This window comes from Coleofasciculus sp. FACHB-1120, assembly GCF_014698845.1.
Classification (GTDB): Bacteria; Cyanobacteriota; Cyanobacteriia; order Cyanobacteriales; family FACHB-T130; genus FACHB-T130.
Genome location: NZ_JACJTV010000035.1, coordinates 45,409 through 56,491 on the forward strand (window position 1 = coordinate 45,409; position 11,083 = coordinate 56,491).

Genomic DNA, 11,083 nt, shown 5'->3' on the forward strand with positions numbered 1-11,083 from the left:
TTGAGAATGTCGTTCGTTAAATTTCAGGAGAAACAGAATCATCCCGATAATGGGCAACACCTATGAGTCTTTCCCTCAGTTTGATAGTAGCAATGAGCTAGAAAAACAAGCTCGCGAACCACTACTGCTGATAGCCCGCCGTCTGCTTGCTGAAGCCCAAGCTCTTTCCTGCCGCATTGCCGCTGTCAATGAAATTGCGACAGCGATTAACCGCACCCTAAATATAGACGAGATTTTGCGGGTTGTTGGTAAACAAGCCAAATGGCTTTTGGATTTCGAGCATTGTAGCGTCTATATCTGCACCGATACCAGTTCTTGCCGCCTCGTAACGCTATTTGGCGCTCCTATAGAGTTGACTGCCACGATTGTCGCAGAGGACAGCCCTCTAGGTCGGGCAATGAAAACGGGTCAATCACAACTGATTCGAGAAGGTTCTCCATCTGGTTTTCTGGACTCTTATGCTTCCCAGATATTCGTCCCCCTACAGAGCGATCGCCAAGTCATTGGTACTATCAACTTCGCAACGACCCAAGCCCACGCTTACACTCAGGAAGATTTACGCATTAGTTATTTACTAGCCTTGCAAGTATCGGCAGCAATTCGTAACGCCAGTGGCTTCGCGCAATTAAATCAGCTATATGCCCAGCTAGAGGCAGAAAAACGCAAATCTGAGCAGCTGTTACTGAACGTACTTCCTGTAGGTGTAGCCGATGAATTAAAACGCACTGGTAAAGTTAAACCCGTGTATTATGAATCTGCCTCAGTATTGTTTACCGACTTTAAAGATTTCACTCAATTAGCCGAACAACTCACTCCCGAAGATTTAGTTGATGAATTAGATTATTGCTTTTCGTGTTTCGATATGCTCATTGAAACGCACAAGCTAGAGAAATTAAAAACAATCGGTGACAGTTATATGTGTGTTGGAGGAATTCCCACTCCTAACCGCACTCATGCCATTGATGCTGTACTAGCCGCTTTACAAATTCAAGCTTTTATGAAATGGCGGCGACTTGAAAAAATCAAAAATAATCATCCTTATTGGGAAGTCCGCATCGGCATCCACTCAGGAGGATTGCTAGCGGGTGCGATCGGACATAATAGATTTTCCTATGATGTTTGGGGCGATACCGTTAATACTGCCTCCAGGATGGAATCCTCTGGTATTTCTGGCAACATTAATATTTCAAAAGCCACGTTTGAGTTAGTGGAAAAATTTTTTGATTGTGAATATCGGGGAAGAATAAATGCAAAAAACAAGGGTGACATTGATATGTATCTTGTCACCCGTCTCAAAAAATGCTTTTCCCTAGATCCAACAGGATTGTTACCCAATGAGGATTTTAATCAACTTTATGCGGCAATCCAATCGGGGCGTAGTCAATAGTCAATAGTCATTAACCAAATAATAACTAGAGACTAATCACTAATGACTGTTTAAAACTTATAACTCATCACTGCGATCGCTGGACCATTTTCTGGCAGATCCGTTGATTTAATCGTCAAAGTGTCACTATTGACGCGGCGCACCGGCGTTCCCTCCATCAATGCCAAAAATTCATCCACAGAGACAATATCGCAACTCGCAGAATCGGCGGCTTGGGTGCGGTAATGCGTGGGAATCACCAATTTTGGATTGAGGACTTTGACAGCCTGCATGGCTTCCTGAGGCGTGTAGGCTTTGTCACTTCCGCCTACGGGTACTAACAATACATCGGGACGCCCCATCAGGATTTTTTGCTCAATATCAATCGGTGCAGCAGCACCGCCTAAATGCAGAATATTGATTCCCCCTTGCGTCCAACGCCAAGCCACGTTCGTGCCAAACCGCCGTCCACCGTCGCGATCGTGGTTAATGCTCATTCCTTGAATTTTTAGGTCGTCAACCTGGTAAACTCCCGGCTTATATAAAAACTGGGGATTCCCGGGCAACCCTTCCACCGCCCCTTCATCAAGTAATAGGCTGCTGACTAGCACTAAATCCGCTGGCACCTTCGATGAACGATACCCAGCCGTACAGCCCAGCTTCTGAAAGGGATTCGCCAAGACTCGTTTACCACTCCCAGTAAACAAAAAGCTGGTATGCCCCAGCCATTTCACAGAGACAGATCCACCAGGGGTTGCCGCCTGATAAGTCTGAAATCCAGAAGCCAAGCCTGTTCCTAATGCTGTAAGCAAACCCGCCCCAGCATAGCGCATCAACTGTCGCCGTTTCATCAGAATTTAGTCCTCAGTCATTAGTCATTAGTTATTAGTTAATCGCTAATGCTTAATTGAGCAATGAACAATTAGCCATTAGCCATTAGCACTAAAGCGATTCCAGGAAGTTTCGCAGCAGTTGCTTTCCTGAAGCCGTCAGAATACTCTCCGGATGAAATTGGACGCCCTCAATATGCGGATAGTTCCGATGCCGGACGCCCATGATGGTTCCGTCGTCTACCCAAGCCGTAATTTCCAGGACATCTGGGCAGCTGTGTCGGTCAATCACCAAACTATGATACCGGGTAGCGGTAAAGGGATTATCTAATCCTCGAAATACGCCTACACCTGTGTGATGAATTGGAGAAGTTTTGCCATGCATCAACATCGGTGCAGAAACAATTTCACCACCGAATACTTGACCAATACCTTGATGCCCCAGGCAAACGCCCAAAATGGGTACCCCGGAACCCATCTGTTGAATTAACTCCAGGGAAATTCCCGCATCTTCTGGACGCCCTGGTCCCGGCGAAATCACAATTCCATCGGGTTTAAGCTTTTCGATTTGCTCTAAGGAGATTTGGTCATTGCGATACACCTGAATTTCAGATGCTACGGGCAGTTCAGCGCCCAGTTCTCCCAGATACTGCACCAAGTTATAGGTAAAACTGTCGTAATTATCAATAACCAGAATCAAATGTAAACTCCTTGTGAGTCAGAAGCCTTCAACTCAAAACTCAAAACTCAAAACTATTTAGCGCAGCATCGACTGAATCCGAATTACAAGGGGTGGCAAAAGCAGCGAACCAGCTACCAATACCGACACAAGCGCCGAAACCAGAACGGCACCGGCAGCACAGTCTTTAGCAATTTTGGCAAGCTCATGGTAAGCCTGCTTAACCGTTAAGTCAACAACTGACTCAATTGCGGTATTCAATAACTCCAGTGCCAACACTAGCCCAATGGTTATCCCAATCACCGCCATTTCGACTGCCTTCAACTGCAAAAAGACACCCAAACCAATGGCTAGGGTGCCTATAACTACATGGATGCGAAAGTTGCGTTGGGTAATAAAGGCATATCGAAGTCCGGCCCAAGCATATTTAAAACTAATTATTAAGTTCGGCGCAATTCGCCAAGCTAAATCCCGGTTTGGTTTCACTACATCTGAGTGGTTCAAAGAAGGTGTGGAAATTTCTTGAGACATGGCAAGGGTTTTACGGGGCTGAAGGGCATGAACCATCGCTCCGGCTGGCGCGTGGGCGAAACTTAAATCTAAGTCTTGAATCTAAGTACAGATGAGGGCTATTGGGTATAGCTAGGCTAGATAGTAAGACCAATAACCTGGAGTAAAGTTTCCTGCTGGTTCAACATTTTAGTCAGGCTATCTTCATCGGGATGATCCCAGCCGAGTAGATGAAGCAAACCGTGAGCCGCTAACCAGGCTAGCTCTGTTTTTAAGGGATGTTCCTGCTGTTGAGCCTGCCGAGTCGCAGTCTCAACGGAGATGGCGATATCACCAAGATACAGAGGTGTATCCTCTAAAAAATCCATCGGCTGAGGACAGTCTACCTCTAAGGATGCAAAAGCCAATACATCTGTTGGTTTATTTTGATGACGATACTGGGCATTAAGGGTCTGTATTTCTTTATCGTCCGTGAGGCGCAAACTCAGTTCATAGGTATCCGCTTGAGGAATATCTAGATGCAGAGTTTCCATCCAACGATGAAACCAAGTTTCCCAAGTTTCAGGTGAAATTTCTTCTTGGGCACTGGCATCGGCTGGATTGGACGAGAAGAAATAGTCTTGGATGCTAACTTCAATGTTTATACCCATACAACCGTGTTCCGGATTAACGAGTCAGGTAGGAAAGACCAATCAACAGCGCCACAAGACCAATGGTTGACAGGGCAAAATGTTTTAACGAAGTGCCTCCTTTTCGTACCATGTTTCGCATTGCCAGCTTCACATAGCTGGCTTGAGGCTCTGTTGAGGCGGGTGTCGATTCAGAAATGGCTTCTGAAGTTTGTGATGCTGCTTGTGGCGTTGAAGAGGAGTTGCTCATAAGGATAATTACTTAAGGCTCAAAAGTGGTTTTTCCAGCTGATGATAAGCCAGGGATAAACTTTTCTTCCAACAATGTAACAGTTTGTTTCGCAATTGATGGCAAATCACCGAATCAGCAAGTAATGGACAGAGGAGCGATCGCTCCTCTGTCCACCCGATGTTACTAATTTCTTGGTGTCTTGCTGGTTAAGTAACCCTCTGCTTTAGGCTACCCTAAAGATCCAAGGGCGCAGCTTTTAGGTCAGCTGATTTTCTTGGCGCAGATAGGCTTCAATGAACGAATCGAGATCGCCATTCATCACATCGTTAATGGCAGTCGTTTCCACACCTGTCCGCAGATCCTTGACCATCTGGTACGGGTGGAAAACGTAGTTACGAATTTGGTTGCCCCAAGCTGCCTCTACCATATCGCCTCGAATGTCAGCAATTTCCTTGGCGCGTTGCTCTTGGGCGACAATCAGCAACTTAGCTTTGAGGATGGCAAGACCTTTTTCTTTGTTTTGCAGCTGACTTCGCTCTTCGGTACAGCGCACGGCAAGCCCGGTGGGAATGTGAACAATCCGCACCGCAGTTTCTACTTTGTTGACATTTTGTCCACCTTTACCACCAGCCCTAGAGGTGGTGATTTCTAAATCCTTATCTGGAATGTCCAGAGTCACGGATCTATCCAGAGTTGGCATTACTTCCACTCCAGCAAAGCTTGTTTGGCGCTTGTCGTTGGCGTTGAAAGGCGATATCCGCACCAGCCGGTGGGTTCCTTTTTCTGCCTTCAGGTAGCCATAAGCATAACGCCCTTCAATCTCTAAGGTGGCTGACTTAAGCCCCGCTTCTTCTCCTTTGGAGATTTCCGCTAAGGTAACTTTGTAACCGTGGTTTTCCGCCCAGCGAGTGTACATCCGCAACAACATTTCCGCCCAGTCTTGGGCGTCTGTGCCACCCGCACCGGCGTTAATGGTTAAAACGGCTCCGCTTTGGTCATAAGTACCGGAAAGCATCTGTTGCAACTCCCATCGCTCAAGTTCCTGATTGAGCTTAGTAATGTTGCTTTCAGCTTCCAAAAGCAGTGACTCGTCGGCTTCTAATTCCAACAGTTCCACAACCGCCCTGGCGTCTTCCAGGCTGCTTTTCCAGTGGTGAAATTGCTCTAGGTGAGATTTGAGATCGTTGAGTTCTTGGAGGGTTTTCTGGGCAGTCGTTTGGTCATCCCAAAAATCCGGTTGAGCCGCGACTTGCTCCAAGTCCTGAATTTTGGCAGTTAAAGCAGGAACGTCAAAGATAGTCCTGGGTTTTACCCAGGCGATCGCACAACGTTTCGACTTCGCGTTTAATGTCTAGGAGTTCAATCATTGTTTTGAGCTTTTTCCAATGAGCGCTTGGTAGTAAAATTGCACTCTTTTCGATTTTAGCTGGAGTCTCTCTCCCCATCACTAAGACCTGAACAAAGAGAACGGATTAGGGGAACAGGGGGAAGTTACCAATTATTTCTTACCTATTACCCAATTAAGATTGAATTTGTGGAGTAACTGCTGGAAAGTTAAAGATAGTCTTGAGCTTTATCCAGACGCTGAAATAACGTTTCTAATTCACGTTTGATGTTTAAGATTTCTAGCATCGCTGTAGCGCTTTTTCTTGATCGCTGCTCCTATTGCACTGCAATCAAATTTATCTAAGTTTGTTGGTAAATGTCCAGTTCCAAAAAAAGCCGTGGTTTCCCACGGCTTCATGCTATGTGCGTTTAATGGAACTTTTGGCTCTTAGTCGCGGCTATTGAAAGCGATCAGCAACCGCAGAATGAAGATGAACAAATTGATGTACGTCAAGTACATCGACAAAGCAGCAGGCAGATATTGGTCATCGCGGTAAGAGCGGGGCAGGATATAGAAATCCACTACAGCCGCACCGGCAAACAAAAACACGCCGATACCAGAAATGGCAATTTCTAGCCAAGTAGGTGTATAAACACCAAACATAGACAACAATAGCTGACCCACTAGCACAACAACGAGGGCAATAATGCCTAGCTGTACTGTTTTAGTCAAAGCCATGCCGTCTTGCTCCGAGAGATTGGAGCCAATCTGTCTTGCAGCAATGAAGGTAACGCCACAGCCGAGGGCAGCAAAACCAATTCCTGCCACACCGACCCCAGGCGTCCTTAGAGCCACGAATATCAATCCACTTAGGGTATAGCCAGAGAGCAGGCTGTAGGTAGCCAGGAGGGGCAGAGCAACGCTTTTCTTGCCATTAACGGCAACATTTTGGGCAACGAAAAAAAGGGCGAATTCTGCAACCAGGGCAACCCAGAAGGTTGGCATGAATAGCCCTGGGTTAGAACGGAGAACGCCAAGACCTCCGTAGGTGCCAAGTGCGGTTAAGACAAGTCCAGCGCCTACGTAGGGAAGGGCATTGGCAATAACATTGGGGCCAACGAGGGCGTGATTTTTAGCCTCACGCATCGCTTGACGGAAGTTGCTGGTGTTACTCATGGGACTTCCTCAGAAATATTACGAGTCATTTACAGAACGCGATCGCCTGTCTAATTCAATTGTGACGTAGAGCCGAAGTCCTCTGCTAGTGGGTTCCACCAAGCAAGTCCTTTCAGTTTGTTTTTAAGGCAAGGATGCGTTTTCGCCTACCTCAAACTGCAACTTACGTATATATGCTGACATTCCGGGAGAGGCTCTCTGTGAGTTCCGTAATCCAACGATGGTTCTTCAATGCGCCTATACAGAAAATGAATTCAGTTAGACGAAATGAAGAGATAGCGATTTCCCAATCTCCCAAACGGGGTGGTTTTACAGAGGCTTTGACAATGGCGACTCAATCTTCTTGCAGCTCCGATTCGATGGAACTTTTGATTGCTTACTATAAAAATCCATCAGTTGAAGTTCGCAATCAACTGGTGCAGTTGAATGCTGGACTGGTTCGGAAGATGGCTCATCGAGTCAGCTATCAGTGTTCGGAACCTTATGAAGATTTGGAACAACTCGGCTATCTCGGTTTGATTCGCGCAATTGAGCGATTCAATCCCCATCAAGGTTATGCTTTTAGTTCCTTTGCAGTTCCTTACATTCGCGGCGAGATGTTGCATTATTTACGCGACAGAAGCGGCGTAATGAAAATGCCTCGTCGCTGGCAGGAAATCCAGCAGGAAGGACAAAAGGCGCGGAAAGAGCTGGCACAAACTTTAGGGCGCTCGCCAAAAGAAGCGGAAATTGCCCAAGCTATTAAAGTATCCCTAGAAGACTGGAGTGAAAGCAAGGTTGCGGCTCAAAACTGCCGACCATTAAGTTTAGATAGTGTGATTTTTGAGCAGTCTGACTTTCAGGTGACGTTGGCGGAGACACTGCCTGACCCTCGCTATCAATCTTGGCAAAGTCAAGAAGAAGAACGGCAGGAGCTGGAAGGGGCGATGAGTTATTTGGACAACAAAACTCAAGCAGCAATTGAGTTAGTGTTGGTGCGCGATCTTCCCCGGAAAGAAGCCGCTAAGCGAATTGGTGTCAGCCCGATGACAGTGACACGGCATCTTCAAAGAGGAGTTGAGCAGTTGGTATCACTGTTGCAACCTCAATCAACTGAGCGTTTGGCTAGTTAGAGGCTTCCTGGAAAGAATCACAAGACGGCTTGTTTGGGAAGTAGTCGCCAGTTAAAAATTAGTAGAGAGTTTGTAGGGTGGTTTATACCACCTTATTTTTTTTGTGTAGCTATATTTGCCCCAACGCTACCACCGCATTCTGCCCCCCAAAACCAAAGCTGAAACAAAGCACCTGTTTAATTTCACCTTGACGCGGTACCGTGACTAAATCTAAATCAAATTCTGGTTCCTTTAACCCCACGCACGGTGGCAATATCTGATGCTTCAATGCCATTAGGGAGAAAGCGACACCTAAGGCTCCCGATGCTCCCAGTGTATGACCTGTGGCTCCCTTCGTAGAACTGACCGGCACCGTTTGGGGAAATAAATACTCAATTAGCTGCGCCTCATTTTGGTCATTGAGTTGGGTAGCGGTACCGTGAGCGTGAATGTAATCAATGTCCGCAAGGGAAAGGTTGCTGCGATCGCAACATTGCTTTACCGCCGCGATCGCACTCCAACTTCCTGGCTCTGGCGCATTTGAATGATAAGCATCTGATGTCAAGCCAAATCCCAGGACTTGACCATAAATCCGTGCTGAGCGACACTTTGCCAATTCTGCGGATTCTAGTACCAAGACGGCTCCCCCCTCTCCCAAGGCTAAGCCTTCTCGCCGCCGCTCAAAAGGATAAGCACCCGTTTGAGCTAAAGCGCCCATCTGCTGAAACCCTGTCAGGGTCAGCGGTGTAATCGGTGCTTCCACTGCCCCAGCAATGACTCGCTGACAGTGCCCAGTTTGCAAGAGCGAAGCGGCTTGCGCGATCGCCCAAATTCCAGTTGCACAAGCCGCCATTGGTGCCAAGACTGACCCAGTTGCCCCGATTTGACGAGCGGCTGCGATCGCGTTCATGTGGGGCAGTGTCTCCAAAAAAGCCTGGGTTGGCAGGTGTTTGCATAGCCGCGATTTTACTGGTTCGGCATCCTGATAAAACTCCCGCGCCAATTTCTCCCAAGATGCCTGATAGGAGCGACTCGAACCAATGACGACTCCACAGTCGGGCAAAGGCGAAACTAAACCAGCATCTTCCAGCGCCATAGCAACAACCCGCTGAGTCAGGGTTGCTAACTCAGCGGGTTGTTTGCCGATCAGTCCTAAGGGTCGGGGAGCAAGTTCTGGAAAAGGTTGATACAACTGAATGCCAGTTTGACCGGCGATTAAACGTTGCCAGCTCGTCTGCAAGCTGTTACCCAAAGCCGAGACTAAGCCAATCCCAGTAACGACAATCTCCACCGATTAGCTAGCGAATCGCAAATTGCTATTTCTTGAGGTTTTCCGCACCTTTCGTCACCTTAGCTGATTCAATGCGATCGCCCTGCTGAATCTTGTCAACGACCTCCATCCCGTTGGTGACGTAGCCAAAAACAGCATAGTCACCATCCAAGAACGGCACATCGGCTAAAGCAATGTAAAACTGCGACGAAGCCGAGTCAGGTAAAGATGAGCGAGCCATTGCGACAGCGCCGCGAGTATGTCGCAACTGCGGGGGTTGAGAAACACCCGCAGTTTTGAGCGTCTCGCTGAGAACGGGTTTTTCTGCCCCTTTGGGCTTAATTTCGAGGGGAATATAACGCACTTGACCCGTCGCTGGATCGATAAAACCGCCCATCCCCAGACGTTCTGTGGGCACATTCGGGTCTTTACTTTGCGGATCGCCACCCTGAGCAACAAAGGGTTGCGGGTCCCGCACTACGCGGTGAAACACCAGTCCGTTGTAGACACCTCTTTGAACTAAATCGATGAAATTACCAGCGGTAATTGGGGCATTCGTTCCATCGACTTCAATCGTAATGGGCGAGCCTTTAACCGTCATAACTACGGTGGCTTTACCTTCTAAGCGCGGCAAACTGCTTGTTTTGGGACTACTCGCTGGAGTGGCAGTTGCTGTGGGGCTGGTATCCGAGGAAGTCGCCTGCTCTGTGGTACATCCCCCCAACATCAGTCCTGCGATCGCAAAAAGTAATATAAACCAGTGCCGAATTTGTCTCTGCATTTTTATTTCACCTCATTGGTAGCTAGAGCTACTGAATCATCTTATGCAGATATGAGATGGCTCAACCAAGAACCCTTAGAGACCTTCGATGGGAACTTCCAAGAAGCGAGCTAGTTGGGCACCCTGATTTTCCAGCTCTGACAAGGGTAGCGGTTCTCCAACTCGCGTCAGGGGAATATCACGGCGTCCTTTGACGCGCAGATAAATCGACCGGCGCGGGTTGAGACCTTCTTTAATTTCCACTCGGATCGCTTGGACATCTTGGATGCGGCAGCCAACTTCAATTTGGCGGTTTTTACCGAGAAAGCCCCATCGAAAGATGCGAATATATCCGGTTTCTTGATTAAACTCGTTGTAACCGCCCCCTACGTCTAAAAGAATCATCATCCATAGATAGAGCGCTACGAGTAACCCAGCAATCCCGTACAATCCCATGACTATCCCTTGAGGGATAAAAAGTAACTTGGTGGGGTCAGCAAAGGGTAGCAGATTGACTTTTAGGTAACTTGAAATTCCAGCCAATAAAAAGCCTGTAGCTCCCAAGGAGACTACGGTTGCCCACCAATAGTTACTCAAGCGACGAGAGCCTAAAACCTCTTGACGGAGAACGCGGTTACTTGTGGATGTTGTCGGTGCAGCCATGAAAGAAAACTCTGTGTTCGCCAAAGTTGTTAAGGAAAGTTTTTAAGATCGGACTGATTCAGATTATCTAGCTTCCCAGGGATTTATGCTATTGATTTAGCAATCTCACTGAGATAGAGATTAATGAGAAGTACGTGTCAGATTGTAAAAATTCTGATATTTTCTTATCATAGAGGACACGTGCTAGAACCCTAGGGTTTTACTTTGGGGACAAAAAGCGCCCCATTCCCAAATAACAGTAGCCTGAAACCCGGCATCAGGGCGACAGGTTAGTGGAAATTGACACGCAGGGGAATCAAGCGAGTGTGTCTGTTGAAGACAGAACCCGGCAAACTTCTCCAAAAAAATCCCACTACTGTCTGACGTGGGTCGTGTCAAATAAATAATGTTAATTGCTCAAGTTCAGACGATTTGACGCAATAGTAAGAGGATTTGAAATGACCATTGCAGTCGGACGCGCGCCAAGTTCAAGAGGGTGGTTTGATGCCATTGACGACTGGCTCAAGCGCGATCGCTTCGTATTTGTCGGCTGGTCTGGCCTACTGCTATT

12 protein-coding genes and 1 pseudogene are annotated in these 11,083 nt (G+C 47.4%); 3 read left to right on the plus strand and 10 right to left on the minus strand.

Annotated elements, in window-relative coordinates; genetic code table 11:
- Positions 1 to 49 precede the first annotated feature (49 nt).
- A complete protein-coding gene (locus H6H02_RS22615) occupies positions 50 to 1,387 on the plus strand; it encodes an adenylate/guanylate cyclase domain-containing protein (RefSeq protein WP_190821991.1) in 1,338 nt (445 codons plus the stop codon).
- A 50-nt stretch (positions 1,388 to 1,437) separates the two neighbouring features.
- Here H6H02_RS22615 and H6H02_RS22620 read toward each other — a convergent pair whose 3' ends face one another.
- The 7 genes from H6H02_RS22620 to H6H02_RS22650 form a co-directional block, all read right to left on the minus strand.
- Positions 1,438 to 2,217, minus strand: coding sequence for an MBL fold metallo-hydrolase (locus tag H6H02_RS22620; RefSeq protein WP_190821993.1), 780 nt, complete (start codon positions 2,215 to 2,217; stop codon positions 1,438 to 1,440).
- A gap of 91 nt (positions 2,218 to 2,308) precedes the next feature.
- On the minus strand, positions 2,309 to 2,896 hold the full coding sequence (locus H6H02_RS22625; RefSeq protein ID WP_190821995.1) for an aminodeoxychorismate/anthranilate synthase component II: 588 nt from the start codon (positions 2,894 to 2,896) through the stop codon (positions 2,309 to 2,311).
- A 57-nt stretch (positions 2,897 to 2,953) separates the two neighbouring features.
- Positions 2,954 to 3,406, minus strand: coding sequence for a diacylglycerol kinase family protein (locus H6H02_RS22630; protein WP_190414492.1), 453 nt, complete (start codon positions 3,404 to 3,406; stop codon positions 2,954 to 2,956).
- 116 nt (positions 3,407 to 3,522) lie between these two features.
- Positions 3,523 to 4,029, minus strand: a complete 507-nt coding sequence (gene ybeY / locus H6H02_RS22635; protein WP_190822027.1) for an rRNA maturation RNase YbeY — start codon at positions 4,027 to 4,029, stop codon at positions 3,523 to 3,525.
- A 22-nt stretch (positions 4,030 to 4,051) separates the two neighbouring features.
- Positions 4,052 to 4,264, minus strand: a complete 213-nt coding sequence (locus H6H02_RS22640) for a DUF3285 domain-containing protein (protein WP_190821997.1) — start codon at positions 4,262 to 4,264, stop codon at positions 4,052 to 4,054.
- 238 nt (positions 4,265 to 4,502) lie between these two features.
- Positions 4,503 to 5,610 (minus strand): peptide chain release factor 2 gene (prfB, locus tag H6H02_RS22645; RefSeq protein WP_190822029.1). Its coding sequence is split into 2 segments (ribosomal slippage): positions 4,503 to 5,537 and positions 5,539 to 5,610, totalling 1,107 coding nucleotides; the frame shifts between segments, so codons are not numbered across the junction.
- A 410-nt stretch (positions 5,611 to 6,020) separates the two neighbouring features.
- Positions 6,021 to 6,749: a Bax inhibitor-1 family protein gene (locus H6H02_RS22650; RefSeq protein WP_190821999.1), complete on the minus strand. Its 729-nt coding sequence runs from the start codon at positions 6,747 to 6,749 to the stop codon at positions 6,021 to 6,023.
- A 326-nt stretch (positions 6,750 to 7,075) separates the two neighbouring features.
- Between H6H02_RS22650 and H6H02_RS22655 the strand changes: the two genes are divergently transcribed.
- Positions 7,076 to 7,861: an RNA polymerase sigma factor SigF gene (locus H6H02_RS22655; RefSeq protein ID WP_190822031.1), complete on the plus strand. Its 786-nt coding sequence runs from the start codon at positions 7,076 to 7,078 to the stop codon at positions 7,859 to 7,861.
- 109 nt (positions 7,862 to 7,970) lie between these two features.
- On the opposite strand, the gene H6H02_RS22660 is transcribed toward H6H02_RS22655, so the two are convergent.
- From H6H02_RS22660 to H6H02_RS22670, 3 genes are all read right to left on the minus strand, one after another.
- Entirely contained in the window at positions 7,971 to 9,131 is a 1,161-nt protein-coding gene (locus H6H02_RS22660) for a beta-ketoacyl-ACP synthase (RefSeq protein WP_190822001.1), read from the minus strand.
- Positions 9,132 to 9,156: 25 nt separating this feature from the next.
- Positions 9,157 to 9,891, minus strand: coding sequence for a peptidylprolyl isomerase (locus tag H6H02_RS22665; protein ID WP_190822003.1), 735 nt, complete (start codon positions 9,889 to 9,891; stop codon positions 9,157 to 9,159).
- 75 nt (positions 9,892 to 9,966) lie between these two features.
- Positions 9,967 to 10,533 (minus strand): photosystem I assembly protein Ycf4, encoded by a 567-nt coding sequence (locus H6H02_RS22670; protein ID WP_190822005.1) that lies wholly within the window; start codon positions 10,531 to 10,533, stop codon positions 9,967 to 9,969.
- Positions 10,534 to 10,970: 437 nt separating this feature from the next.
- Between H6H02_RS22670 and H6H02_RS22675 the strand changes: the two are divergent.
- Positions 10,971 to 11,083, plus strand: a pseudogene (locus H6H02_RS22675) (photosystem II D2 protein (photosystem q(a) protein)); the annotation flags it as partial.

Coding starts and splice junctions, on each gene's coding strand:
- H6H02_RS22630 (WP_190414492.1), bottom strand. CDS start 3,406: ATGTCTCAAGAAATTTCCACACCTTCTTTGAACCACTCAGATGTAGTG.
- H6H02_RS22670 (WP_190822005.1), bottom strand. CDS start 10,533: ATGGCTGCACCGACAACATCCACAAGTAACCGCGTTCTCCGTCAAGAG.
- H6H02_RS22655 (WP_190822031.1), top strand. CDS start 7,076: ATGGCGACTCAATCTTCTTGCAGCTCCGATTCGATGGAACTTTTGATT.
- H6H02_RS22640 (WP_190821997.1), bottom strand. CDS start 4,264: ATGAGCAACTCCTCTTCAACGCCACAAGCAGCATCACAAACTTCAGAA.
- H6H02_RS22665 (WP_190822003.1), bottom strand. CDS start 9,891: ATGCAGAGACAAATTCGGCACTGGTTTATATTACTTTTTGCGATCGCA.
- H6H02_RS22650 (WP_190821999.1), bottom strand. CDS start 6,749: ATGAGTAACACCAGCAACTTCCGTCAAGCGATGCGTGAGGCTAAAAAT.
- H6H02_RS22620 (WP_190821993.1), bottom strand. CDS start 2,217: ATGAAACGGCGACAGTTGATGCGCTATGCTGGGGCGGGTTTGCTTACA.
- H6H02_RS22615 (WP_190821991.1), top strand. CDS start 50: ATGGGCAACACCTATGAGTCTTTCCCTCAGTTTGATAGTAGCAATGAG.